The following is a 26,430-nucleotide window of genomic DNA, read 5'->3' on the forward strand; positions in this document are numbered from 1 at the left end:
TATGATAACAACAGATACCATAGTTTTTTCAAAAGAGTATAAAGATTTTGGAACAATTACCATCCGTCCTTTTCAAATAAAAAAAGACAGCGTTTTTTTACAGCAATGGGTAACTAAAGAATATGCTGTTTTTTGGGGAATGCAAAATGCAACGGTAAAAGAAGTTGAAGAAGAATATAGCCAATTAACAGCACCAGAACATTACGATGTTTTTGTAGGAATGTTTCATAACGAACCCGCATTTATAGTAGAGCGTTACAATCCGAAACTAGATATTATTAATAGCTTTTTCAAAGCAAAAACGACTGATTGTGGTGTACATATCATTATAGCACCGCCAAAAACCACTAAAACACCAAACTTTACGTGGTTTATGTTTCGAGCAATTATGGATTTTGTTTATACAAATCCTACGATTAATCGAATAGTAGTAGAACCCGATATTCGAAACAAAAAAATGTTTGCACTGTGTCAACGTATAGGGTTTGAACTAGGGAATGTAATAGAACTTCCTAGCAAAACAGCGCAATTAGCATTTTTAACTAAAGCCAATTACCAACAAAAAATACAATCCTTTTCACCATCAAAAAGAAGCGCCATGAATACCTTAGACAATGTGGTTTCTCCACAACAATCAACACAACATATACAACCAAAAGTGTGGCAAAAAGCCAACTTATTACTAGTGAAAAAAGCATTGTGTGAGTTTTCGCATGAACTATTAATACAACCAGTAATAATTCAAGAATTAGATAACGGATATAAACTGTATAAAGTTTATGCAGATGACACAGGAATTCAATATGAGTTTAAAGCAAAACCAATGGCTTTGAATCATTTGATGATTGATGAAAACTCAATAAGAAAATATATAAAAGAAATTGAAGAAGAAATTGATGCAATTACTTTTATAAAAGAGTTTAGAAAAGCGCTGGGAATTGCTGATGAAAAAATGCCTGTGTATTTAGAAGAAGTTATAAGTACACTATACGGAAGTGCATTTAAAATTACCAAAGGAAACCCTGCTGTAGAAGAATTAGCAACGGCCGATTTTCAAACGATAGAACAATCTATGACCGAAGGGCATCCAGGGTTTGTAGCAAATAATGGTAGAATAGGGTTTGACAGCAGCGATTATCGTTCCTATGCGCCAGAAGCGGGAAATTCTTTTTCGTTATTATGGTTGGCAGGACATAGGCTAAAAGCAGTTTTCTCAGCGATAGAAGCATTGCCTTATGAAAGCTTAATACATCAGGAATTAGATGTTGATACCATAGCACAATTCAACAAAATAATTGAAGAAAAAGGCTTCAGTCCAAAAGACTACTTATTTATACCCGTTCATCCATGGCAATGGTTTAACAAACTAGCTACAATTTTTGCTTCAGAAGTAGCAAAAGGAGATTTAATTTGCTTAGGATACGGACCAGATCAATACTTAGCACAACAATCAATTAGAACGTTATTCAATATAAGCAATCCGCAGAAATTTTATACCAAATCGGCATTGTCTATTTTAAACATGGGCTTTATGAGAGGATTGCCTTTATACTACTTAGGAACAGCTCCAAAAATGGCAGTTTGGTTAGAAAACTTGTTATATAACGATGCTTATATAAAGACAAACGGATTTAGAATGTTAAGTGAAATAGGCTCGGTTAGCTATGTGAATCCATATTTTGAAGAGTTTGGACCACATAACGATTACAATAAAATGCTAGCTTCATTATGGAGAGAAAGTCCGTATTCTGTGGTTAAAGAAAACCAAAAACCACTAACGATGGCAGCATTATTACATATAGATCATTACGGAAAAGCATTGTTACCAGAGATTATTAAAGACTCTGGAGTTTCAATAGATAACTGGTTACGAAGCTATTTAAAAGCTTACTTAAGTCCCATGTTACACTGTTTTTACTATTATGATTTGGTGTTTATGCCACATGGAGAAAACATTATTTTGGTATTAGAAAATAACATTCCTGTATATGCTTTACTAAAGGATATTACGGAAGAAGCTTGTGTTTTAAATTCTGAAGTTGAGCTACCAGAAGAGTTAAAAAGAATGTATGCGCCAGTACCAGAAGATGTCAAATTACTATCCATATTTACAGATATGTTTGATGGTTTTTTCCGTTTTCTAGCACCAATTTTAGAAGAACATGCAAATTATGGAGAACATCGTTTTTGGGAACTCGTAGCAGAAAATATTCAAGAATATCAAGAGCAGTTTCCTGAGCTGTCAGGCAAGTTTAAACAGTATGATTTGTTTGCTGAAGACTTTAAACTTTCATGTTTAAACAGGTTGCAATTAAATAATCATAAACAAATGATTGATTTAGATGACCCTGTTGCCCTACTCCAATTTGCAGGAAAGTTAAAAAACCCAATAGCGGTATTTAAAAACCAAGAAGTATAATTATGGTTCAAACGTATCAAAAAATATTTAGTAAAGAAATTATTGGGTTGGGGGTAATCAATATTCGTCCATTTCAATTAGAAACAGATACACCAATATTGCATCGTTGGGTAACTCAACCCTATGCAAAATACTGGGGGATGTTAAATAAGTCTGTAGAAGAAATACATGCAGAATACCAAGAAATAGAAAATAATCAACACCATCATAGTTATGTAGGAATGATAGGGAATACCCCAGTGTTTTTAATGGAGCGCTACAAAGCATCAAAAGATAGCATAGCAGACTATTACGATGTACAAGAGAATGATTATGGTATGCATGTTTTGGTAGCGCCTGTAGAAAAAAGAATACCACAGTTTACATGGCATGTGTTTTCAACTATTATCGATTATTTTTTCAGTTTACCACAAGTGGAAAGAATTGTTGTAGAACCGGATGTGAATAACGAAAAAATTCATACGCTAAATAAAAAAGCTGGTTTTAAATACCAAAAAGAAATTGAGTTACCTCATAAAAAAGCAGCCTTAGCTTTTTGTACAAGAGAGACGTATCAATCAGCTTTAATTAAACTAGAACAACATGACAAATAATATAGCCCATTTACAACCAGAGGTATGGAGTTTTGTAAATCGCCAATTAATAAAAAAAGCAATAAGTGAATTTTCACATGAGCTTATTTTAACTCCTGAGTTTATTTTAGAAGAAACAGATGGTTGTATATACCAGGTTACCTCAGATAATAATGAGTTTACGTATCAATTTAAAGCAAAAAAGTATGCTCTCGATCATTGGTTGATAGATGAAAAAAGCATTATTAAAAAAAATAATGTATTGAATGAAGTTTATTTAGATGCATTACATTTTATAACAGAGTTTCAAAATACTCTTGGTATCCCTGATGAGTTTTTAGCAACTTATTTAGAGGAAATAACAAGTACACTTTCAGGAGCAGCATATAAGTATGTTAACGAGAAATTTTCAGCCAATGAATTAGCTGAAAAAACTTTTCAAGAAATTGAACATGCTATGACTGAAGGTCACCCATGTTTTGTAGCGAACAATGGGAGAATAGGATTCAATATTAAAGATTATCAAAAATATGCACCAGAAAGCAATCAACCGTTTAACCTTTTATGGATAGCAGCTCATAAAAAATATGCTACCTACACGGCTGTTAAAAATTATGAGTATGAAAAACTTTTAGAGAGCGAATTAGGAAAAGAAAAATTAACATCATTTAAAGAAGTTGTAAAGAAGCAAAATGTAGCTACTGAAAATTACATTTTTATGCCTGTGCATCCATGGCAATGGAAAAACAAAATTGTAGCTGTTTTTGGAGCAGATATTGCTCAAAAAAATATCATCTTAGTAGGAGAAAGTGATGATGAATTCTCTGCGCAGCAATCTATTAGAACACTTTTTAATGCGTCACATCCAGAAAAGTTATACACAAAAACAGCTCTGTCTATTTTAAACATGGGCTTTATGCGTGGACTTTCTCCATATTACATGCAAAGTACGCCGCATATTACCCAATGGATAACTGATTTGTTAGCAGATGACATCTACCTACAAAACAACGGGTTTACTATGTTAGGAGAAGTGGCAACAGCGGGGTATCACAATCATTATTATGAAACTTTAGGGAAAACGAATCCGCATAACAAAATGTTATCAGCTTTGTGGCGTGAGAGCCCGTTTACAAAAATAAGCTCTAATCAACGCGTGTTTACGATGGCTGCTTTATTGCATATAGATTACCAAGATAAATCATTGTTAGCAGCTTTAATAGAAGTTTCACCTTATAACACAACTACCTGGATTCAACGTTATTTAAAAGCCTATTTAGCACCCTTATTACACTGTTTTTATAAGTACGAGTTTGTGTTTATGCCACATGGAGAAAACCTAATTCTAGTGCTAGAAGAAAATACACCAGTGCATGTATTAATGAAAGATATTACAGAAGAGGTTATTGTTTTTAACGAAACAATGCACTTACCGGAGCATGCTAAAAGATTGTTTGTTAAGACTTCAGATAAAATGAAAGTGCTTTCAATTTTTACTGATGTGTTTGATTGCTTCTTCCGTTTTATGGCTCAACAGTTAGATTGTTATTCAAGTTTTTCAGAGGATAATTTTTGGCAATTAGTGGCAGATTGTGTGTATGAATATCAAGAACAGCATCCTGAGTTTTCAGAAAAATATAAGCAATACGATTTATTTGTTAAAGAATTTGATCGCTGTTGTTTGAATAGGTTGCAGTTAAGTAATACCAAGCAAATGCTCAGTTTGGCTAATCCGATTGAGAGTCTAAAGTTAGAAGGAGTATTAAAAAACCCACTTGCAAGGTTTAAAAAAGAAATAGTAAAAACGGTACAATCTTTAGAAAGTATTTAATATGAGTTTTAAACAGATAACTAAAATTATACAAGAACGAAAAACCACTTACGCGTATGATTTTTTGGATAGAAAAATAGAAAAGGAAACGATTGAAGCAATTGTAACCAATGCACTATGGGCACCAACTCATAAATTAACCCAACCATGGAGGTTTGTAGTGTTAGAAGGAAAACATAGAGAAGCATTAGGTGAGTTTATGGCTAATTATTATCGAAAAATATATTCAGAAGAAGAGTTTTCTAACGAACGTTATAAAGAAACAAAGAGGTATGCCAGTAAAGCCTGCATGATAGGAGTGATTTTTAAACCTAGTAAAAGAGCACAACTACCGGAATGGGAAGAAATTGCAGCTATTTCAAGCGCAGTACAAAACATGTGGTTAAGCTGTACAAGTCTAAATTTAGGAAGCTATTGGGATACCAGTATAGCAACTATAAAGTATGGTGAAAAAGAAATTAGCTTAGAAGAAAATGAACAATTTTTAGGTGTTTTTTTTATAGGACATGTAAAAGAAAATCTTCCTAAAGTAAATAGAAAACGAAAGCCACTATCTAAAAAATTAAGCTGGCATTTTAAAGAATAAAAAATGGAACAAAAAAAGAGAGTATTAGCCATAGATATGGCAAGAGGAATTAGTGTTTTATCTATGATACCTGTTCATTCCATGATTATATATTCTACAATGGATACTTGGAATAATTCTTTTTTAGGAAAGGTAGTTCAAGTATTAGAAAAAGGAACTCCTATGTTTTTAGTTGTAATGGGGTTTTCTTTTGTGTTTTCAAGTAAGTTAAGCATGTTTAAAATCTTTAAAAGAGGAATAAATATTTTAGCAAAAGGGTATTTACTTAATATTTTAAGATTTGCAGTACCTATGTTGTTATTTGGAGGATTCCCTAGAGCTTTTATAGAAGGCAATGGGCTAACTCTAGGAGATTCATATAATTATCTGTTTTTTATTTTATTGGGAGATATCTTGCAGTTAGCTGGGATTTCCTTGATTATAATGGGGGTTATAATCAAGTTTATTAAAAACAAGTATGCGGCTTTAACTTTAGCATTACTTATTGTTTTTTTCACAGGAGAATTAAGTGGTTATAAACCTAACATTGTTGGGTTAGATTATATATGTGATCTGTTATGGGGAAAAACCTACAATGTTTACTTTCCTGTATTTCCATGGATGTCGTTTATTTTAATAGGATTATTCTTTGGAATGTGGTATCAAGAAAGTAATAATAATATTGTTTTAACATATAAAAGAATGCTAATTTCAGGTGTTTTATTTACGTGTATAGGTGTAGTATTATGCTATTATAATTACGAATATCACTTTGGTGATTACTATCATTTAGGGCCAGGAGGAACCATAGCTTTTATTGGAGTGAATTTATTTTTAGTTTGGTTTGGGCATATATTAGTAACCTGTATTCCACACAATAAACTGTACGATGTAATTTATTACTCAAGTAAAAATGTAACAACATTTTATTTAGTACAGTGGGTACTTATATACTGGGGAGTATTGTTTTTTGGATATTCATCACAAACAAGTCAGTTAAAACTATTAGCAATTATTATAGGAATTACATTGCTAACATTTGGTGTTCTTTGGGCAAAGAAGAGAGCAATTAAACTAATAGCAAAGCAAAAACAATCTTCATCTACAAAAAGAGTAAAACAAGCAATTACATAGTTATGAAAAAAATAGTTATGATACTAAGCTTGTTTATAGGAGTAAAAACATATACACAAGTAAATTTAGCAGGAAGCGATGGCTTAGATTCACAGGTTCAAGAATTTTTAGAAGTTATTCATTCTTATCAAGGTCCACCGTTGCAGGACCTACCTTTAGATATAGGAAGGAATGCCATGGAAAACATGCAAAAAGATTCCACCTTAACCTACGATAAAGTAACCTTTACCAAGGTTTCTTTTAAAGAACAAGGTAAACAAGTAAATGCAGTAATTGTAAAGCCTAAAAAAGCTGAAAAATCACTACCTGTACTACTCTATTTTCATGGAGGTGGATGGGTGTTTAATAGTTTTGAAACGCATAAACGATTAATGCGAGACTTAGCTTTAAAAGCAAATGTAGCAATTGTTTTTGTAGAGTATTCAAGAGCACCAGAGGTTAAATACCCCATAGCAAATGAAGAAGGATATGCGGCAACTTTGTTCATTTCAAAATATGGAAAACAATATGGGTTAGATACAAATAGAATTATTGTTGGAGGAGATAGTGTGGGAGGAAATATGGCAACAGTTGTAGCTATGATGGCAAAACAAAAAGGAACTCCTAAGTTGCTAGGACAACTATTATTATACCCAGTTACCGATAACAACTTAAATACGAAATCGTATGAACAATTCTCAAAAGGACATTATCTAACGAGAGCAACAATGAAATGGTTTTGGAATGTTTACGTACCAGAAAAAAAATTATACTCATTAGCAACTGTAGCTCCGTTAAAAGCAACTTTAGAAGAGCTTAAAAACTTACCTAAAACACTTTTAATAACTGCAGAATATGATGTGTTAAGAGATGAAGGAGAAACCTATGCAAGAAAACTAAGAATGGCAGGTGTACCAGTAGTTTCAACTAGATATGGGGGAACAATACATGATTTTATTGTACTGAACTCCTTGCGAGAAACAGTAGCATCAAAGGCAGCAGTAGCACAAATAGCTACGTTTTTAAAAAAGAATTTTTCTAAGAAATAGTTTAAATATGAATTTATCATCTATAGAAATACTTGTAGGAAAACTAGAACATATGAGTATAATAGTACTCGTTTTAATGCTTGTTGAATGGGGAGTGCTTATTGTAACAAGTTATGTTGAAAAAAATAAAGAAGGAGTAGTAAGTATTATATCGTATCTAATACAAAGTATTCCTTACTTCTTATTATCAAAAATATTTATTGTTGGCACTATGTTTTGGTTGTATGAAAATAGAATCTTTACTCTAGGTTTTCAATGGTATATATGGATTGTAGCATATTTTTTATATGATTTTACAGTGTTTTTTATTCATTTTTTAGGACATAAAGTTCGAGTTTTATGGTGTATTCATGGAGTACATCATACGGCAGAAGAAATGAATTTAACCGTGGTTGCTAGAGGATCAATTTTTGATGTGTTTTTTACACCGTTTAACTTTATATGGCTTCCAATACTAGGTTTTCACCCATTAATGATTTTTGTAATTGAACCTATTGCACGTCTTTATGCAACACTAACACATGTAAATGAAAAAGTTATAGGAAAGCAAAAATGGTTAGATAAACTATTAATAACACCGTCAGTCCATAGAGTACATCATGCAAAAAACCATATTTATTTAGATAGAAATTACGGTGAAACCTTTAGTATTTGGGATCGTTTATTTAAAACGTTTCAAAAAGAATTGGATAATGAAAAAATAGTGTACGGAATCATGCATGAGAAACTTAATAGTGAGAGCTTATGGCATGTGCAATTTTTACTATGGAAAGAATTATGGTTGGATGTAAAAAAAGCTCCTACGTTACTAGATAAAATAAAATACCTTTTTATGCCACCAGGTTGGAATCACATTGACGGAGGAAAAAAAGCAAAAGAATATAGAGACGAAGCTTGGAAATTTAGGCTTAAAAAGAACTCATTAAGTACACGCTAAAAATAAAAAAAGGATGATAAAGCAATATGAAAATTTTAAGGTAGACTATTATCCAGAACATGAGATGATTGTTTGGAGCATTAAGTCAAAAGGCGTTCCTAATTTTTCACCAGAAATATTATGGGAATTTAAAGACTTTGCTAAAGATTTAAAAATGATGTTTGCAGACAAGATTTATCCATTAAAATATATTGTATCTGCCTCTACACATAAAGAGGTATATAATTTAGGAGGGGATTTACCCTATTTTTTAAAAAACATCAAATCTGAAAATAAAGAAGCATTATCAGAATACGCTAATTTATGTATAGATGCTATTTACAACATCTATAATACTTTTGGGTTGCCTGCACTAAGCATCGCTTTGGTTGAAGGAAATGCTTACGGAGGAGGTTTTGAATGTGTAATGGCGCATGATGTTATACTATCTCATAAGTCGGCTAAATTTTGTTTACCAGAAAACAAGTTTCATCTTTTTCCGGGTATGGGAGCTTATAGCTTTTTATGTAGGAAACTAAATATAAAAACAGCTCTTAATGTATTATATACAGGAAATACATACAAGGCTGAAGAACTAGAAGAAATGGGTTTGGTAGATTGTGTTTTTAATGAAGAAACGGGAATGTCATCTGTTATAAATTATATAAAAAAATCAAGCTTTAGTTTTCAATACAATCACTATAAATGTATAAAAAGAGTTTTTCCCTTACAGAAGAAAGAGTTGAAAGATATTACTGCTATGTGGGTAGATGCTTGTTTGAATTTAGAAAGTGAGAGTTTACGTAGAATGGAATTGATTATAAATGCACAATTAAGAAAATTGAAGTACGAGTTAAAATCTTAATTTATGGTTTGTAATTATAATTTTTTCGAAACTCTTTTGGAGTTGTTTTTTCAAACTTTTTAAAAGCAGCTGTAAAATGTGTAGGGTTTTTATATCCTACCATATCGGCTATCTCGTAAATAGGTTTTTGAGTATAGGCTAATAAGTTTTTTGCCTTATGCATTCTTAAATTTTTGGTGTAATTAAAAATAGTTTCACCAAACAATTTCTTAAATTCATTTTTTAAAACATTTTGATTCAATAGTACTTTACGAGCAAGTTGCTGAATTGATATTTGCTCATGAATGTTGGTTTGGAGTATAGCTTCTACTTTATATATTTTTTTAAGAGTGTTTTCATTAGAACTATTTCCTTTCTTAGAATGAATGTTTAGTTGTAAATGTATTAATTCTAATACTTTTGACTCTAAAAAAAGACGTTTTAACAAGCCCTTTTGCGAGTTAGTGAGCATATCATTAACTATTCTTTCCATATTTGAAGTTAGCTGCTGTGCAGTACTTAAGTTAGAAACTTTGTTACTAGAAAAAAGCGTTTGCATTTGATGTTTTTTAATAAACGAATCATACATCTTAATTTTAACTTCATTTATATGCTTATTTCTGTAAAAAACAATTTTATCATCACCATTATCATGTAATAAATAACTTTCACTTTTTTCTATAATAAGATCATTTTCTAGATTAGAAAAACGAATAATTTTTTCTCCATCTATTAAAACAGAAAGTTCTAAAGTATTAAAACTATTACTATCGTTGCTAGAGATAAAAAGAAAATCTTCTTTAAGTTTAGCATTAATTAAATTGATTAGTAAGCCATCAAAATAATAACTTATTATCGTCCCTTTACCATAAAGAGAATTAATAGTATAGACTGAAGTTTTTATACCACAGTCCATACTTTTTATTTTAAGGCACAGAAATTTTTTTAACTGTGACTTTTTGTTGTTGGCAGTAACTATTTCCATAAATACGGGGGATATAGGAAATGGGGAATGAGCCTATACTAGGTTTTTATTAGTCTTTAATCCACTTATAAATATTAATAATTAAAAATATACTAGCTATTGCTACCAAAAGAAGCATAAATATCTCAGATATATTATTAGCTTCGTGAAGAATAGCTTCAAAGAAATGGTACACGTTGTATAAACCGGCAATACTTGCCCAAACCAGTGAAGTTACCTTAAACCATTTTTTAGAAAGTTCAATAGTTAGCAAACCAAAAAGTAAGCACATTCCTTCAAATAAAATACGGTAGATGTGATGTACAAAAGGAGCTTCACCTGTTGCACCTTCCATTACTAAAGTTTCATTGTAGTATATATTGAATAGCCCATATATATGGTGAACTATCCAGCCAATTGCTAAAAATATCCAAAGGATACTAATTTTTGTTCTCATAGGTATGTAGTTTTTATCTTTTAATAATTTATTCTTGTCTTCTGTACTTATTGTAACTTGAGCCGTTTTTTCAGCCTCATCAGCTAACAGTTTTTTACGGTTTTTATAATCTATAGGATGTTTTGTAAAAGCACTTTTAGTCTTTACTTCAGGTTTAATTTTAAGGTAGATAAATAGTGCTGTAGCAGAAATACCTATCCATAATAAATCGACTGTAAGAATGTCAAACTGTTTAGCTTTATAGGTATTCCAAACCCAGTTGTTGGAAACAATACCGCTAACAACAGGAACTAAAAACCCAAGAACAGCTCCTGCTAACAAAGTAGCTTTGTTTGTGAAATAATTATCTCGTTTAAATCTAAAATATAGGGTTGCTAATAACCAAACGACAAAAAACCAAGTGTATAAAAGACTCATTTTTTGGGTTTGATAAGTTTCAGGTAAAAGTTTTACTACCAAGAAAAATAAAGCGGTAACAGGGTACAAAGACAAGCAAATAGCAAGATAAATATGTCCTACCTTGGCAGTGTATAGACGTTGTTTTAAACTCATGCTTTTTTTGTTACGAGCTTCTATCCAAATCAACACACCAGTTATAATTACAAAGCATGTAATAAGTGCTAAAAGAAAATAAATAACTTTTACGGTAACTCCTCCGAAATTTCCATAATGAAGACGTCCCATAGAAAGCTGAATATCGTCTGTGTATTTACTTTCATTAGGGTTTCTTATCACTGAAGTTTTATTAGTTTCTAAATCATAAATTACCATTCCTGAACTTAAAAAACGTTCTTTATAATCCAACTCTCCAATAAGAAAATATTTCATATTGGAACCTCCGTAATTTTTAATTAAAACATAGGTAGGGTTAAAATGAGACCAGCGATTGGTGTTTTCTTCTACAAATTTATTTACACTTGGAAGTGTTTTGTCAGTTTTAGCAACCCATTCATAAGTTTTACGGTCGGGGCGTAAATCTTCCATTAACTTTGTTTGGTCTCCCCCATATAAAAAGTTAGCAGGTAGTAAAACAAAAAGGCTTAGGCAAAAATAAGCCGCAGTAACAGCATACATAAATTGAAAAGGGAGTCCAATAATACCTAATGCAGTGTGTGCATCTGTCCACACTCTTTTTAAAGCAATTTTGGGATTGAACTGATAAAAGTTTGAAATGATTTTTTTCCAGTGAACGATGACTCCGGTAACAATAGCAAACAAAAAGAATAAAGAAATAAAACCAGCAAGGTAAATTCCAATAGTAGGTATTTGAGTAAAGAAATGTAGACGATATAAAAACTCTCCTAGGCTATATTTTTCTACATAAGAAGCAGTTTCCCCAGTATGAATATTTATTGCTTGATAATTTTGATACTTAGCCTCATTAGGAATATTTACTGTGTCTTTTGCTGGATAAGTTAATACATATATTTCATCGTTTTTATGCCCTAAGTAAAAACGAATATCTCTACTTGTTAAATGATGATTTTCTGAGAGTTTTTTTAACAAAGAATCATAATCTATATGTTCTCTAGCAATATTTTGTGAATGTTTACCGTCTTCCCAAGAAGCAATTTCATCTTTAAAAAGGGCAAAAGCACCTGTAAAAAAGATAACATACAAGGCTACACTTATAACAATACCGCTAACTGTATGTGTGTTAAAGAACACATTGTAATTCCTATTACTCATTATATAAACGGATTTTGTTGGTTTCCTAAGTAATAAATTACATATAGGATTATTGAAACTGTGAGATATATTACCCAAGCTTTCCATCCATTTTTAAATAAGAAAGGAACAATTAACAGAGCTCCCCAAGCAATAAAAATGGTATAGATAGATGTGATTAGTACTTCTTTTGGGTTTGGTAGCCATAAAACTAAACACATATGTAATAAGGCACTTATGATATATCCACCAATTAGACCTGCAGAGATTTTTGCAAATTGTTGCCAAGGGGATTGGTTTAAATATTTGGAATTAGCAGGCATATTAAAATAAGAGTTCTATTAAAAAAGTTAACGTAAATAAGACATATAAAAAGGCATAGTTTATCACTCTTAATGGAGTGATGAGTACGATAAGGCTTAAAAACAAAGAGGCAGTTACAATCCAAGTAATAATTCCAGCAGAAAGACCAAAAAAGTTTATTGAGAAGAGCAAACCTATCAATAATGTAATTGTTCCAATTATCTTGGTATTACGTTTATTATTATGAAACCATTTTTGTAAGAGGGTGTTCTTAATTAAAAAAGCTTTTTCAGAAGTGCTATATAAGGCATAACACCCAATGAAAATAAGGAAAAGAGTAACTGTTTTCATAGTAGTTCAATGAAATAACAAAACCCTGAACATAAAAGTTCAGAGTTTTGTGTTTGCAACATTTAATAATTCAAATAGATATTCATATTTAAAACTTATAACTTATAGTTCCAAGGAAGGCTCTTGGATTTTGAGGAGTAATGGTACTCCATCCTGTATAATATTCTTCGTTTGCTAAATTATTTCCTTTTACACTAATTCTAAATTTATCAACTTCATAATAAATTGAGGCATTAAAAATAGTATAGGCAGGCAGGTAAAAATCACCTGCAGCAGGATAACCTACCATAGTATTATATTTACTTGCACCGTTTAACCCAAAACCTAATCCTACATTTTTAATAGCTCCTTCTTGGAATTTATAATCAGCCCAAAAATTATAAGAAGTTTCAGGGCCTGCTTCAGCTAAACGTTTACCAACTAAATCAGGTCTAGATTTTGATTTTGTTACTTTAGCATCATTATAGCTAATACCACCACGTAAGTTTAATCCGTCGACAGGGTTAGCATTCATTTCTAGTTCAAAACCTTTACTTCTTACTGTACCATCTTGTAGATTAGTATCAAGCATTACTTTATCTTTCACAGTAATATCGTAATAACTCAAAGTAGTTTCCAGTTTATTATTAAATAAATTTGTTTTTACACCAAACTCTAGTTGGTTTGCTTGTTCTAAATCATAAGATTGTAATTTAGTAGGCCCTTTAGGGTTTGAAATATCTACAAGTATTCTTTTTGGATTAACATAAGAAAAACCATTTTGATAATTAGCAAAAACAGATAGTTGATCTAAAATTGGTTGGTAAACAATTCCGAATTTAGGAGAAAAAGTAGATTTAGTATATTCTTTTTCATCGTCACTTGGGTCGTTTGCATCACCTTTATAATTAAACCTATCATAACGAACCCCTGCCATTACCGATAGTTCTGGTAAAATGTTTACAACATCAGAAATATAACCACTAAGAACATTTTGATTAATATCAGAATCAGCCCTTGCAGAGCTAGCTAAAACAGCATCAATATTTGCTCTTGTAGTTGGTAAATTAGGAAAACCAAAAGCAGGAGGTACAGGTATTAATTGACCTTGAGGGTTTACAACATTAATTCCTCTTTGATCAGTACTATTGTCTAAAATTTGAGAATCTAGATAGTCAACACCAATAACTAACCTGTTTCTTAAAGAACCTAATTTAAAATCACCAGTAAAGTTTTGTTGTAATGTAAGTGTATTTGTTTCTGCATCTGATTTTATAGCATACGTTCCAAACAAATCATTTTGAACATTGTACAAATATGTATAGTATCCTTTAGATTTAGCATTACCGCCAGCTATAATTGTTTGAGAAGACCAATTGTCAGTAATTTTATAAGCTATTTCCCCTCTGTAGTTTTGCGTTGGATTTTTAATAGAGATATCATTATTTGTAAATGATTTATTTCTATCGTAGTTTAATTCTTCTAAATTTTTATAGGTAAGCGGGGCTGACCTGTTTAAAAATAAGAAAGCCTGATTTGTTTGATCTGTTGAAGAAAGTTCATAATTAAAGTTTAAAGTTAACCTATTATTTACTTTGTAAGAAACAGATGGGGCTAAAAATAATGCTTTTCTAAACCCAGCATCTTGAAAGCTATCTTGTGTTTGATATCCAGCGTTTAATCGTAATGAGATGTTTTCATTATCCTCAAAGTTTGTGTTAAGATCTACTGTTAGTTTTTTAAACCCGAAAGAGCCTCCACCAACGGTAATATTTCCTCCTGTTCCTTTGTATGGTTTTTTAGTGACAATATTAATTAAACCGCCGTAAGAAGTCACAGTACTACCGTATAAGGTAGCAGAAGGTCCCTTTACAACTTCAATTCTTTCAACATTGTCTGGGTTTATAAACCCATTTGTAATTCCAGGAACACCATTCACTAATTGTGGTTGAACAGAAAAACCACGGATAGAGTAAAAACCTGCTCCATCACCACCTCTACCAGTAGATGACCATAACTTTTCAACACCTGTTGTGTTTTTTAAAGCTTCTTCAAAACTAGTAACAGACTGTGATACTAATAGTTGATTGGTAACTGTACTATATACCTGAGCATTTTCAATATTTTTTAAAGGTAATTTAGCTACATAAGCTGTTTTCTTTCTTGAGAATTTATTTTTTCTATGAGTGTCAATAGTAACTTCATTAAGTATCTCGTTACCCTCATATAAGGTAATTACTAAGTTTTTTGTACCACTATTAGTACTTATGTTTTTCGTTTTAAAGCCAACATAAGACACTATTAATGTTATTTCTCCCTTTGTATTAGATAATGTAAAGTTACCATCAATGTCAGTTTGTACTCCATTTTTTGTCCCTTTAACAATAATAGTAACCCCTACCAAAGGTTCATTGTTGTTGTCTAGTACAGTACCACTAATATTTCTCTCTTGTGCTACTGTGTTTACCACTACTAAAAATAATAGAATGGTAGTTAATAAGCCCTTCATTTTTTCTTTATTTAGATTTAATAAATATAATTAGGCAAATGTATTTTAAGAAAAATTAACACCAAAATTTATTTAGAATTATTTTAAATAAATTTTAACATTAGTTTTTTATACAGTAAGTCGCACAATGCCAAATAATGTTATAGTTAACATTGTTGTATGTACCAGGTGTCTTTTCTTCATGTGTAGCTTCTACGGTATAAGTAGTCTTTTTAGGTAGTTTAAATGTTACTAATCCTTTTTCATTGGTTTTTTCTTTTACCGACCATTTTCCTTGAGTGAATAAAGTAATTTCTCCTTTTTTAAGGGCAGTACCTTTGTACAATACTTTTAAGATAATTTCATCAGCATTTGTATGTTGTTTTGGAGTAATATCAATAATCTCAATTCCTTCTGGATTCGTACTTTTTAATTCTGTTATTGATGTACCTACGACAACTCTAGCTTTAGCATGATACTGGGGTTTAAAGGTAGTATAATCGTATTTTGTATAATCAAACACTTTTATATTTTTATTGTCAAGTGAAATGGTATATGTTCCTTTTTGTTTAGGAAGGAAAGAGGTACTATAATAATCGTCTTTAGCTATTGTTTGTAAAGTTGTTTTAGTTCCATCAGGAGCGATTAACCAAATAGTAAAATCTTTGACATTGTTATAGTTCTCACCGCCTACTTTTTCGATTACACTTTCTGAAAACTCTCCAAAACGAATTTTAATTTTGTGTTCGTTGTTTAATTTTCCTGTAGAGCTAGTTTCAATCCAAATGTAATGGGCAAAAGAGTTACTAAATACAGCTAAGAATAATAAAGTAAGAATTGATTTTTTCATTTTTTAATAATTTATAAAAACCACCTAAATTTTAGGTGGTTTTTGGGTTGTTAGAATAAGTTATAGGTAAGAGAAATCCTACCATTGATTCCTGGTTCAGATTGCCAATAAAGAAATTTATCGTTTTTGGTACCAGAATATAAATGTTTATTTAAAATATTATTAATATTTAAAGCAATACGGAGTTTGTTGTTTTTCCAATGCACACCACCATCCATTCTAAAATAGTCAGGAAGTTCTGCATTATTATTAGCTCCTATTGTCCAAGAAGTTCTATCTACTAGATATTGATATCCTAAAGAAATACCAAAACCTTTTAAGGCAGAATCTTGATTAAAATTATAGTTTAACCAACCATTGGTAATATGCTTAGCGTGTCCTGCAATTCGTGTTCCTATTACATTTGGTAAGTTTGATTTTGCGATTTCCACATTTGTGTTAGCGTAATTTAATAATAAGTCTAATTCACTTGTAATGTGCGCTTGCATATCAAACTCAAAACCTTTTGATTCTACTTCTCCAAGTAAAATGCTAAACTGACGAGTAGGGTCGGTAGGATCGCTAGTAGTAATGTTGTTTTTATTGATAATATATGCACTTAAAGAAGCGTTTATTTTGCGATTTAACCAATTGGTTTTTAAACCAGCTTCGTAAATAGTTCCTTCAATAGGGTCAAACCTTTTTCCTGCATTATCAATAGCATCATTTGCTAAGAATGATTGGTCATATAATCCATAAGCGGTAATTTGAGGAATTATATCAGCACTCAAACCAATTCTAGGAGTAAATTTTTTAGTTGTAATATCTCCTTTAGGAGTTAATTGAGTGTATCTACCCGCCAATGTCAAACGTATTTTATTCTCTAAAAATCCTATTTCGTCTTGAGCATATATAGAGTTTATTTTTGTTCCATAAGAGTAAGAAGGTGTACGGTCTTTTAAAGGTGTACTTCTATCAAATACAGGAAAAATACGATCTCCGTAAGTTGGATTGTATATATTAAAAGGGTTTTTAGGAGTGTCTACTGCACCACCTTGATAAAAATCAGCAAAATACTCTTTATCCGTATAATCAAACCCTCCCATAACTTTATGGGTTACTGCTCCGGTATTAAACTTTCCGTTAGCGTATAATTGAAAATATTCACTTTCAGAAATAGCATCCCAAATACTTACACTTCTAATAGCATCACCATTATTTTGCATACTATTTAACCATGCAGAAGCTCCCTGTTGAGTATACAACATAGTAACATATTTTGCTTCTACTGACCAGTTATTATTAAAGCGATGTGTTAGTTGGTTTAATAAACTAACTTCTTTAATATCAGTATCAGGAAAATTACTGTCAACCATAGAAAAGTTCTTAGGAAGACTCCCAAATCCTTTATCTAAAGGAGCAAAAATATAAGCAGCTCCTAAAAGAGTGTTTAGTTTTTGAAAAGAAAACTCAGTTAAGAAGTCTGTTTTATCACTTATTTTATATGATAATGAAGGAGCAACACCAATACGTTCACTATCCTCAAACTTTCTATGACTTCCAGTGTTTTGATATAAAACGTTCAAACGAGCTAGTAAACGCTTATCACTTGTTAAAGATCCACCAAAATCTGCCGCAGCTCGATATGTATCAAAACTGCCTGCCATTAAGTTTATAGCCCCTATTTTTTCTTCGGTAGGTTTTTTTGTAACCACATTATAAAAACCACCAGGTTCACCCGCAGCCATCATAAAGCCTGAAGGTCCCTTGACAAATTCTATACGATCTATCATAAAAGTATCTTCAGACAAAGGTCCCCAAGAGTCTTGAATATTTACACCATTCCTAAAAGCTGGTAATCTAAACCCACGCATGTTAACACGTGCGAAATTTCCCCAATGCTCTATGTTACTAACCCCACTTACGTTTCTAAAAGCTCCTTCGAGCATATTTGTAACAAGTTGATCTTGTAAAACCTCTGACCCAACTACCTGAATGTTTTGGGGTAATTGTTTAATAGGTGTTTGCAAGCGTAAAGAATTAGATACCTTCTTCTTAGCGTATCTGTTTTTTACTCCATTAATGGTGATTTCGTCTAACTCATCGATAGCTTCTTTAAGAAGAATCCTACCAAGATTTTTAGATTCATTATTTTTAAGTCTTACTGTAATTGATTTTTTCTCAAAACCAACCATTGATAAATTAATTACATACTTACCTTTTTTTAAGTTTTTAAACTCAAATACTCCTTTTTCATTACTAATAATTCCATGATTTGTAGAACTTAAAGTTATATTCACAGAAGAGAGGAAGTTATTGTTTTCTGATACAATAACACCCTTAATAGAGCTGTTTTGAGCGACTATTGATGTTGTAATAAATAAAAACAATACCAACAATATGGGTATGATTTTTTTCATTTTTTATTATTATTTAGATTTAATAAGTTTATTTTATGAAGCAAAAGTATTTTAACAAAATTTAACAACAAAACTTATTTAGATTAATTTTAAATAAAAAAATCTAAAATTTTGAAATTTAATGAGATATCAACATCTTTTTAATTTTGGTATATTTGTAAAACACAACTAAAAACCTATTAAAATGCATTGGAAAGATCTTTTAGCGCATTTAAAATTCATGATAAAACGGAATCCGGAGTAGCTATTGTTGTTTGATTTTGAGGTTTAGCTATTGTTTTTACAATAAGTAGAAATAATAGGCTAATAAAGAAAGAGAGTTAATTGTATAATTAACGAATTGTTGAATAATCAAATTAATTAAAGATGCCTTTTTATCATAAATTAGGAAAAATTCCACACAAGCGACACATTCAGTTTCGTAAAGAAGATGGAAGTTTATATTACGAACAATTATTTGGTACAATTGGTTTTGACGGAATGTCAACCAATAGTTATCATGAATATAGACCAACGATGGTTAAAGAAATTCGGAAGCAATACTCTATTGCTCCGAAAGTAGCGAAAGAAAATAATATCCAATCGTATCGTTTTAGAGGTTTTCAAGTTCCACCAGAAAACGATTACTTACAAAGTAGAAAAGTAGTACTTACAAATTCTGATTGTAATATTATCTTATCGGCTCCAAAAGAATCTACTAAAGGCTATTTTTATAAAAATACGGATGCAGATGAAGTAATTTTTATTCATAAAGGAACAGGAAAATTACGCACAATGCTTGGGAACTTAGATTTCAAGTATGGAGACTATTTAGTAATTCCTCGCGGAGTTATTTATAAATTGGATTTTGATACAGAAGATAACAGGTTGTTTATCGTAGAGTCGTATCGCCCAGTGTACACTCCAAAAAGATATCGTAACTGGTTTGGTCAATTGTTAGAACACTCGCCATTTTGTGAGCGTGATATTCGCAGGCCAGAAGAGCTTGAAACACATAACGAAAAAGGAGATTTCATTATCAATGTAAAAAAGCAAAACGAAATTATTGAAATGGTATATGCAACACACCCTTTTGATGTTGTTGGATATGACGGGTATAACTATCCATATGCTTTTTCAATTCATGATTTTGAACCAATAACAGGGCGTATTCACCAACCGCCACCAGTACACCAAACATTTGAAACAGATGCTTTTGTAATTTGTAGTTTTGTTCCGAGGTTATATGATTATCATCCAGAATCAATTCCTGCACCATACAATCATAGTAATATTGATTCTGACGAAGTATTGTACTACGTAGATGGAGATTTTATGAGTAGAAACGATATAGATGCAGGTCATATCTCGTTACATCCAGCAGGAATTCCACATGGTCCACACCCAGGAGCTGTAGAAAGAAGTATTGGAGAAACAGTAACTGAAGAATTAGCGGTAATGGTAGATACTTTTAAGCCTTTAAAAGTAACTGAAGAAGCTATGAAAATAGCAGATGAAGATTATTATAAATCTTGGCTAGAGTAATTCAGTATATTAATGTGACAATTTGAAAATGTGTCAATTCAATTTTCAAATTAATTAATTATCAAATTTTCAAAATAGAGAGAAATGTCAAAAGAAATAAAATCGGTAAACTACGGTTTAGAAAAAATATTTGAAGGAGCACAAGACTTCTTACCACTTTTAGGAACAGATTATGTAGAATTTTACGTAGGTAATGCAAAACAAGCAGCGCATTTTTACAAAACAGCTTTTGGTTTCCAATCGTATGCATACAAAGGTTTGGAAACAGGTTCTACAGAAGAAGTAAGTTATGTGTTAAAACAAGATAAAATCAAATTAATTTTAACAACACCATTAAACAGTAAATCTCCAATTAATGATCATATTGTAAAACATGGTGATGGAGTTAAAGTGGTGGCACTTTGGGTTGAGGATGCAAGAAAAGCGTATGAAGAAACAACATCTCGTGGAGCAAAATCATATATGGAGCCAACTGTTGAAACAGACGAACATGGAGAAGTGGTAAGAGCTGGGATTTACACGTACGGAGAAACTGTGCATATGTTTGTTGAGCGTAAAAACTACAACGGAACATTTTTGCCAGGTTTTAAAGAGTGGAAATCAGATTATAATCCACCAGCAGCAGGATTAAAATATATCGACCACATGGTAGGTAATGTTGGTTGGAACCAGATGGATGTTTGGGTAAAATGGTACGAAGATGTAATGGGGTTTGAAAACTTTTTATCATTTGATGATAAGCAAATTCATACAGAATATTCAGCGTTAATGAGTAAAGTAATGTCTAACGGAAATGGAAGAATTAAATTTCCAATAAATGAACCAGCTGAAGGAAAAAAACGTTCTCAAATTGAAGAGTATTTAGATTTTTATGAAGGAGCAGGAGTACAACACATTGCGGTTGCTACTGATGATATTATAAAAACAGTAAGCCAATTAAGGTCTCAAGGAGTAGAGTTTTTATCAACTCCACCAGAAGCATATTATAAAGCAGTTCCTGAAAGGTTAGAAGAATTTAGTCATGAATTGAGAGAAGATATTGAAAAGCTAAAATCTTTAGGAATTATGATTGATGCTGATGAAGAAGGATATTTATTACAAATCTTCACAAAACCAGTAGAAGATCGCCCAACTTTATTTTTCGAAATTATTCAAAGAATGGGAGCTCGCGGATTTGGAGCAGGAAACTTTAAAGCATTGTTCGAATCAATTGAAAGAGAACAACAATTAAGAGGAACTTTATAGACTAAGATAGATAATAGAAAAAAGGGAAAAGAAAATAGATAGTTAGACTGTCTGTTTTCTCTTTTCTCTTTTCTTTTTTCTCAAAAAAACAAGAAAATGAGTAAAGAAGAAATATTAAAAGCAATAGAAGAAAAATACGATAAGTTAGGAGTTCCTGTCGAAGCAATGTTGGAAGGGTTGCTCTGGAGTGAACCCATAACTTACTGGGATTATATACAAACAGATGCACTTTTAGGGTTGCAAATTCCTAGAACCACATTACCAGATGAAATGGTTTTTATCATGTATCACCAAGTAAATGAATTATTATTTAAAATGATATTGTGGGAAATTGAACAAGTAGCAAAATCCTCTGAAATTTCACCAGAAAAATTCTCAAAGCACTTAATGCGTGTTAGTCGTTATTTTGATATGCTATGTAGTTCTTTTACAGTTATGGGTGATGGAATGGATGTAGAGCAATACTTAAAATTCCGAAATACACTAACACCAGCAAGTGGATTTCAAAGTGCACAATACCGTAAGATTGAGTTCGCGTCTACAGATCTTATCAATTTAATAGATGCTCGTTATCGAGATACAATAGATAGAAATTCATCGTTTAAAAACGCCTATGACCATCTATATTGGCAAGCAGCTGGTAAAAACTATAATACAGGTCAAAAAACAACTTTATTAACGTTGTTTGAGAAAAAATATATGGGTGATTTTATTGATTTTATGGAAGATTATAATGATTGTAATCTTTCAAAAAAATTCCAGCAACTACCTAAAGAAGTTCAAGAAAATGAAGAATTAATCAAAGCAATGCGACATTACGATTATACAGTAAATGTAAAATGGGTAATGGCTCACTACAATGCAGCAGGAAAATATTTGGGAGGAAGTGATGGTGATTTGGAAGCAACGGGAGGAAGCAATTGGCGTAAATATTTGCATCCGAAGTATCAAAGAAGAATTTTCTTCCCATATCTATGGAGTAAAGAAGAGTTGAAAAATTGGGGAACTTTTTAAACTCTAGTAACAAGAAGATAAAAGAAGCATAATGTTCTGTTAAACAGTTTTTTTAATTTTTGGAATGGTAATTGTCTATCAATTTTTATAAGTTTGAACATTATGAGAAAAAGAATATTGTTTTTTACATTTTTAATCGTTGCACAAAGTTTTTTTGCACAAAGTCAACCAAAAGCATACAAAAGCGGAGAGTGGCTTCGGTTTGATATGAGTTACAGTGGTTTTTTAAAAGCAGGAACAGCTGTTTTACAACTAAAAGAGAAGAACCTAAATAACCAAAAAGTACTACATGCTATAGGAACAGGTAAAACAACTGGTGTTATTAGTTGGTTCTTTAAAGTTGATGATAGATATGAAAGTTACTTTGGAATTGATAAAGTACAGCCTTATTTATTTAAAAGGAAAATAGATGAGGGCGGACATAAAAAAAATCGACATATAACCTTTAATCACAAGAAAAAAACAGCGTACGTTCAAGATTTCCGTAAACAAAAAGATACGTTAATTTCTATTAAGTCTCCTCAAGATATGATTTCTACGTTTTATTTTTTAAGAAGTCAGAATACAAAAAAATTAAGAAAAGGAGATGAAATTAAACTTGATATGTTTTTTGATAATAAAAGCTACCCATTTAAATTACGGTTTTTAGGCTATGAAACATTAAAAACAAAATTTGGTAAAGTAAAAACACAAAAATTTAGACCATTAGTACAAGCAGGTAGAGTTTTTAAGGCAAAAGAAAGTGTTACCATTTGGATTTCAGCGGATGATAATAAAGTACCAATAAAAATGAAAGCTTCCCTAGCAGTAGGTTCACTACGTGCAGAATTAGATGCTTATAAAGGGTTAGCAAATCCTTTTGAAGTAATAGTTGATTAAAAAAATGATATAAGCTGTTTAAGAATTGTTAAAGTGGGAGGAAAAATAGTATTTATTTGTACTTTTGCGCATAAACTCAAATCTAAAGCAGCTTTTTTTGAAAAAACTCATTCTTACATTCATTATTTTATGTCTTTTCCTTTCGTGTAAAGAAGAAAAGAAAGTTGTCGTACAAGAACCAGTTAAAGTTGAAAAACCGAAGCCCATTAAAATTTACGGTTTTAATTTAGACAACTATAAGGTCATTAACGACACAATTAAGAGTGGAGAAAGTTTTGGAGTTATTATGGATAGACACCATGTAATGTATCCGAAAATTAATGAAATAGCAACCAAAATTAAAGACACTTTTGATGTAAGGAGAATACGATCAGGAAAGGCGTATACAATTTTAACTTCAAAAGATAGTTTAGATCAAGCCCAAGTTTTTATCTATAAGCATAACAAAGTAGAAGCTACAGTTATTGATTTTAAAGACTCAATAATATCTGCATATAAACATAGAAAAAAGATAAAAACTGTTGAAAAAGAAATAGCAGGTGAAATTTATTCTAATTTATCCATAACAATGGATAGCTTACAGTTAAAGCCAACGCTAACAAATACTGTAGCAGATATTTATGCTTGGACCTTAGATTTTTACCGTTTGCAAAAAGGAGATACATTTAAGTTAATTTTTGAAGAAAAGTTTATCAATGATACTGTTTTTGTTGGTTATGGTAGGGTAAAAGCCGCAATTTTTAAACATAATGGAGAAGATTTATATGCTTACAGATTTGTTGCCGATTCGATAAAAAAAATTCCTGAATATTACGATCAAGACGGGAACATGCTACGAAGAGCATTTTTAAAATCACCAATTAAATTCCAGTATCGAATTTCTTCACGATATAATTTAAGAAGAAGGATTAAGTTATATGGTAATAGGATAAGAGCTCATAAAGGAACTGATTTTGCTGCCAGATATGGAACGGAAATTATGTCTACCGCAAGCGGAACAGTTGTTGAGTCTGCAAGGAGAGGTGGTAATGGAAATTATGTAAAAGTAAAACATAATAGTACCTATACGACTCAATACTTACATATGAAAAGGCGAAAAGTTAGAGTTGGTGAGTATGTAAAGCAAGGAGATATTATAGGTTGGGTAGGTATGACAGGTAACACTAGTGGACCTCACGTTTGTTATCGCTTTTGGAAAAATGGACGACAAGTAGATCCGTTTCGTGAAAAATTACCTTCGGCAGAACCTTTAGATCCAAACATTAAACCAACGTATTTAGAGTATATAAAACCATTAAAAAGACAATTAGATAGTATAAAATTGCCACAACCTGAACCACTTTCATTTAAAGAAAAAGAAATTTTAGCTACAAATTAATTATGCCTTTACAAAATATTAACCCAACAGAAACTGCAGCTTGGGAAAAGTTAACAGAACATTTTAATGAAGCGAAAAATTATGAGTTAAAAGAATTGTTTCGTAAGAATAAAAATAGGGAAGATGACTTTTCTATTTTATTAGATGAATTAAGTGTTGATTATTCTAAAAACAGAATAACTCAAGAAACAATCGATTTATTAATCTCTTTAGCAGAAGAAGTTAAATTAAAAGATGCTATAGAAAAATACTTTTCAGGAGATAAAATTAATGTTACAGAAAATAGAGAAGTATTACATATAGCTTTAAGAAGTAGTTCAGATACTCCTATTCTTGTAGAAGGAAAAGATGTAAAGCTTAAAATAAATACAGCTTTACGAAAAATGAAAGCTTTTAGTAATAAAGTTACTTCAGGAAAATGGAAGGGCTATACAGGTAAATCAATAACTGATATTGTTAACATAGGTGTTGGAGGCTCTGATTTAGGACCAAAAATGGTTGTAGAAGCGTTACAGTTTTATAAAAATAAATTGAATACACATTTTGTGTCAAACATTGATGGTGACCATGTTTCTGAAGTCTTAAAAAAAATAAATCCAGAAACAACACTTTTTATTATAGTTTCCAAAAGTTTTACAACTCGAGAAACGATTAATAATGCTAATACAATACGAGATTGGTTTTTAAAATCAGCAACAGTTTTTGATGTATCTAAACATTTTGTCGCAGTCTCGTGCAATACCAAAGCAGTTGATAATTTTGGCATTGATAAGAAAAACGTATTTCCAATGTGGGATTGGGTTGGTGGTCGATTTTCACTTTGGTCAACTGTAGGATTGTCAATTTCTCTATCCATAGGTTTTGATAATTTTAATGAACTATTAAGAGGAGCTGAAAAAATGGATGACCATTTTAAGGCTGCTGATTTTGATAAAAATATACCAGTTATCTTAGCTCTTTTAAGTGTTTGGTATAATAATTTCTTTGATGCGGAAACGGAAATGGTACTGCCTTATAGTGAATACTTGGAAAAACTTCCAGCATATTTACAACAAGCTGTGATGGAAAGTAATGGTAAAGGTGTTGATAGAAACGGAAAAGAAGTTAATTATGAAACAGGGACTATTGTTTGGGGAGGAACAGGTGTTAATTCACAACATGCCTTTATGCAATTGTTACATCACGGGACTAAATTAATACCTGTTGATTTTATAGGTTTTAAAGAGCCATTACATGATTTAGAAAATCATCATGAAGAATTGCTTGCAAATTATTTTGCTCAACAAGAAGCATTAGCTTATGGAAGAACTAAAGAAGAAGCACATTTAGACTTAAAAACAAATAATCAGTTAAATCAGATTAATAAGCTTTTACCATATAAGGTATTTAAAGGGAATCACCCTAGTAGTTCAATACTCTTTAAAAAACTAACTCCTTTTTCTTTAGGAATGCTTTTAGCTATGTACGAACATAAAATTTTTACTCAAGGCATTATATGGAATATATTTTCATACGACCAATTTGGTGTAGAATTAGGAAAAGAATTAGCCCAAAAAAACTTACAAACGACTAAACTCTAGTCAATCGTATCTCTTTTACATTTTTTAACTTATATATAGATT

Annotated in this window: 21 protein-coding genes; 14 read left to right on the plus strand and 7 right to left on the minus strand. The window is 31.2% G+C overall.

Annotated elements, in window-relative coordinates:
* The first annotated feature begins 1 nt into the window (after position 1).
* From MK851_RS02205 to MK851_RS02240, 8 genes are read left to right on the plus strand one after another with little or no spacing between them, the layout of a single operon-like run.
* Positions 2 to 2,419: a GNAT family N-acetyltransferase gene (locus MK851_RS02205; protein WP_320241029.1), complete on the plus strand. Its 2,418-nt coding sequence runs from the start codon at positions 2 to 4 to the stop codon at positions 2,417 to 2,419.
* A 2-nt stretch (positions 2,420 to 2,421) separates the two neighbouring features.
* A complete protein-coding gene (locus tag MK851_RS02210) occupies positions 2,422 to 3,012 on the plus strand; it encodes a GNAT family N-acetyltransferase (RefSeq protein WP_303505185.1) in 591 nt (196 codons plus the stop codon).
* The gene (locus MK851_RS02215; protein ID WP_320241030.1) at positions 3,002 to 4,822 is read left to right on the plus strand and encodes an IucA/IucC family siderophore biosynthesis protein; all 1,821 of its coding nucleotides are present in this window, start codon (positions 3,002 to 3,004) and stop codon (positions 4,820 to 4,822) included. Before MK851_RS02210 ends, MK851_RS02215 begins: the two co-directional genes overlap by 11 nt.
* A gap of 1 nt (position 4,823) precedes the next feature.
* On the plus strand, positions 4,824 to 5,408 hold the full coding sequence (locus MK851_RS02220) for a nitroreductase (protein WP_320241032.1): 585 nt from the start codon (positions 4,824 to 4,826) through the stop codon (positions 5,406 to 5,408).
* 3 nt (positions 5,409 to 5,411) lie between these two features.
* Positions 5,412 to 6,521, plus strand: a complete 1,110-nt coding sequence (locus tag MK851_RS02225; protein ID WP_320241033.1) for a heparan-alpha-glucosaminide N-acetyltransferase domain-containing protein — start codon at positions 5,412 to 5,414, stop codon at positions 6,519 to 6,521.
* Positions 6,522 to 6,523: 2 nt separating this feature from the next.
* Positions 6,524 to 7,549, plus strand: a complete 1,026-nt coding sequence (locus MK851_RS02230; protein ID WP_320241036.1) for an alpha/beta hydrolase — start codon at positions 6,524 to 6,526, stop codon at positions 7,547 to 7,549.
* 7 nt (positions 7,550 to 7,556) lie between these two features.
* The gene (locus MK851_RS02235; RefSeq protein WP_320241038.1) at positions 7,557 to 8,486 is read left to right on the plus strand and encodes a sterol desaturase family protein; all 930 of its coding nucleotides are present in this window, start codon (positions 7,557 to 7,559) and stop codon (positions 8,484 to 8,486) included.
* A 13-nt stretch (positions 8,487 to 8,499) separates the two neighbouring features.
* Positions 8,500 to 9,330: a crotonase/enoyl-CoA hydratase family protein gene (locus tag MK851_RS02240; RefSeq protein WP_320241039.1), complete on the plus strand. Its 831-nt coding sequence runs from the start codon at positions 8,500 to 8,502 to the stop codon at positions 9,328 to 9,330.
* A gap of 1 nt (position 9,331) precedes the next feature.
* On the opposite strand, the gene MK851_RS02245 is transcribed toward MK851_RS02240, so the two are convergent.
* The 7 genes from MK851_RS02245 to MK851_RS02275 all read right to left on the minus strand — a co-directional run bounded on the left by MK851_RS02245 (position 9,332) and on the right by MK851_RS02275 (position 18,768).
* Positions 9,332 to 10,225 (minus strand): AraC family transcriptional regulator, encoded by an 894-nt coding sequence (locus MK851_RS02245; protein ID WP_320241041.1) that lies wholly within the window; start codon positions 10,223 to 10,225, stop codon positions 9,332 to 9,334.
* Between the two features lie 118 nt (positions 10,226 to 10,343).
* Positions 10,344 to 12,419, minus strand: coding sequence for a PepSY-associated TM helix domain-containing protein (locus tag MK851_RS02250; RefSeq protein ID WP_320241042.1), 2,076 nt, complete (start codon positions 12,417 to 12,419; stop codon positions 10,344 to 10,346).
* Positions 12,419 to 12,721 carry a hypothetical protein gene (locus MK851_RS02255; protein WP_303505203.1) on the minus strand — a complete coding sequence of 101 codons (303 nt, stop codon included), beginning with the start codon at positions 12,719 to 12,721 and terminating at the stop codon, positions 12,419 to 12,421. Before MK851_RS02255 ends, MK851_RS02250 begins: the two co-directional genes overlap by 1 nt.
* Before the next feature lies 1 nt (position 12,722).
* Complete coding sequence (locus MK851_RS02260; protein ID WP_320241045.1) at positions 12,723 to 13,052, minus strand: hypothetical protein; 330 nt, start codon at positions 13,050 to 13,052, stop codon at positions 12,723 to 12,725.
* An 88-nt stretch (positions 13,053 to 13,140) separates the two neighbouring features.
* Entirely contained in the window at positions 13,141 to 15,540 is a 2,400-nt protein-coding gene (locus MK851_RS02265; protein ID WP_320241047.1) for a TonB-dependent receptor, read from the minus strand.
* Positions 15,541 to 15,640: 100 nt separating this feature from the next.
* Positions 15,641 to 16,369, minus strand: a complete 729-nt coding sequence (locus tag MK851_RS02270; RefSeq protein ID WP_320241049.1) for a DUF4198 domain-containing protein — start codon at positions 16,367 to 16,369, stop codon at positions 15,641 to 15,643.
* A 50-nt stretch (positions 16,370 to 16,419) separates the two neighbouring features.
* A complete protein-coding gene (locus MK851_RS02275; RefSeq protein WP_320241051.1) occupies positions 16,420 to 18,768 on the minus strand; it encodes a TonB-dependent receptor domain-containing protein in 2,349 nt (782 codons plus the stop codon).
* 366 nt (positions 18,769 to 19,134) lie between these two features.
* Here MK851_RS02275 and MK851_RS02280 point away from each other — a divergent pair, with 366 nt between their 5' ends.
* The 6 genes from MK851_RS02280 (at position 19,135) to pgi (ending at position 26,388) form a co-directional block, all read left to right on the plus strand.
* A complete protein-coding gene (locus MK851_RS02280; protein ID WP_303505212.1) occupies positions 19,135 to 20,292 on the plus strand; it encodes a homogentisate 1,2-dioxygenase in 1,158 nt (385 codons plus the stop codon).
* 84 nt (positions 20,293 to 20,376) lie between these two features.
* On the plus strand, positions 20,377 to 21,537 hold the full coding sequence (hppD, locus tag MK851_RS02285) for a 4-hydroxyphenylpyruvate dioxygenase (RefSeq protein WP_303505214.1): 1,161 nt from the start codon (positions 20,377 to 20,379) through the stop codon (positions 21,535 to 21,537).
* 96 nt (positions 21,538 to 21,633) lie between these two features.
* Positions 21,634 to 22,551 (plus strand): tryptophan 2,3-dioxygenase family protein, encoded by a 918-nt coding sequence (locus MK851_RS02290; RefSeq protein WP_303505216.1) that lies wholly within the window; start codon positions 21,634 to 21,636, stop codon positions 22,549 to 22,551.
* 102 nt (positions 22,552 to 22,653) lie between these two features.
* On the plus strand, positions 22,654 to 23,430 hold the full coding sequence (locus tag MK851_RS02295) for a DUF3108 domain-containing protein (protein WP_303505219.1): 777 nt from the start codon (positions 22,654 to 22,656) through the stop codon (positions 23,428 to 23,430).
* A gap of 97 nt (positions 23,431 to 23,527) precedes the next feature.
* Entirely contained in the window at positions 23,528 to 24,808 is a 1,281-nt protein-coding gene (locus tag MK851_RS02300) for a peptidoglycan DD-metalloendopeptidase family protein (protein WP_320241057.1), read from the plus strand.
* 2 nt (positions 24,809 to 24,810) lie between these two features.
* On the plus strand, positions 24,811 to 26,388 hold the full coding sequence (gene pgi / locus MK851_RS02305; protein WP_320241059.1) for a glucose-6-phosphate isomerase: 1,578 nt from the start codon (positions 24,811 to 24,813) through the stop codon (positions 26,386 to 26,388).
* Positions 26,389 to 26,430: the final 42 nt, after the last annotated feature.

This window comes from Tenacibaculum sp. 1B UA (assembly GCF_033978845.1).
Taxonomy (GTDB): Bacteria; Bacteroidota; Bacteroidia; order Flavobacteriales; family Flavobacteriaceae; genus Polaribacter.

What these genes read in the sequence shown, in the direction of transcription:
- MK851_RS02205 (WP_320241029.1), top strand. Translation starts at nt 2, where the DNA reads ATGATAACAACAGATACCATAGTTTTTTCAAAAGAGTATAAAGATTTT.
- MK851_RS02210 (WP_303505185.1), top strand. Translation starts at nt 2,422, where the DNA reads ATGGTTCAAACGTATCAAAAAATATTTAGTAAAGAAATTATTGGGTTG.
- MK851_RS02215 (WP_320241030.1), top strand. Translation starts at nt 3,002, where the DNA reads ATGACAAATAATATAGCCCATTTACAACCAGAGGTATGGAGTTTTGTA.
- MK851_RS02220 (WP_320241032.1), top strand. Translation starts at nt 4,824, where the DNA reads ATGAGTTTTAAACAGATAACTAAAATTATACAAGAACGAAAAACCACT.
- MK851_RS02225 (WP_320241033.1), top strand. Translation starts at nt 5,412, where the DNA reads ATGGAACAAAAAAAGAGAGTATTAGCCATAGATATGGCAAGAGGAATT.
- MK851_RS02230 (WP_320241036.1), top strand. Translation starts at nt 6,524, where the DNA reads ATGAAAAAAATAGTTATGATACTAAGCTTGTTTATAGGAGTAAAAACA.
- MK851_RS02235 (WP_320241038.1), top strand. Translation starts at nt 7,557, where the DNA reads ATGAATTTATCATCTATAGAAATACTTGTAGGAAAACTAGAACATATG.
- MK851_RS02240 (WP_320241039.1), top strand. Translation starts at nt 8,500, where the DNA reads ATGATAAAGCAATATGAAAATTTTAAGGTAGACTATTATCCAGAACAT.
- MK851_RS02245 (WP_320241041.1), bottom strand. Translation starts at nt 10,225, where the DNA reads ATGGACTGTGGTATAAAAACTTCAGTCTATACTATTAATTCTCTTTAT.
- MK851_RS02250 (WP_320241042.1), bottom strand. Translation starts at nt 12,419, where the DNA reads ATGAGTAATAGGAATTACAATGTGTTCTTTAACACACATACAGTTAGC.
- MK851_RS02255 (WP_303505203.1), bottom strand. Translation starts at nt 12,721, where the DNA reads ATGCCTGCTAATTCCAAATATTTAAACCAATCCCCTTGGCAACAATTT.
- MK851_RS02260 (WP_320241045.1), bottom strand. Translation starts at nt 13,052, where the DNA reads ATGAAAACAGTTACTCTTTTCCTTATTTTCATTGGGTGTTATGCCTTA.
- MK851_RS02265 (WP_320241047.1), bottom strand. Translation starts at nt 15,540, where the DNA reads ATGAAGGGCTTATTAACTACCATTCTATTATTTTTAGTAGTGGTAAAC.
- MK851_RS02270 (WP_320241049.1), bottom strand. Translation starts at nt 16,369, where the DNA reads ATGAAAAAATCAATTCTTACTTTATTATTCTTAGCTGTATTTAGTAAC.
- MK851_RS02275 (WP_320241051.1), bottom strand. Translation starts at nt 18,768, where the DNA reads ATGAAAAAAATCATACCCATATTGTTGGTATTGTTTTTATTTATTACA.
- MK851_RS02280 (WP_303505212.1), top strand. Translation starts at nt 19,135, where the DNA reads ATGCCTTTTTATCATAAATTAGGAAAAATTCCACACAAGCGACACATT.
- hppD (WP_303505214.1), top strand. Translation starts at nt 20,377, where the DNA reads ATGTCAAAAGAAATAAAATCGGTAAACTACGGTTTAGAAAAAATATTT.
- MK851_RS02290 (WP_303505216.1), top strand. Translation starts at nt 21,634, where the DNA reads ATGAGTAAAGAAGAAATATTAAAAGCAATAGAAGAAAAATACGATAAG.
- MK851_RS02295 (WP_303505219.1), top strand. Translation starts at nt 22,654, where the DNA reads ATGAGAAAAAGAATATTGTTTTTTACATTTTTAATCGTTGCACAAAGT.
- pgi (WP_320241059.1), top strand. Translation starts at nt 24,811, where the DNA reads ATGCCTTTACAAAATATTAACCCAACAGAAACTGCAGCTTGGGAAAAG.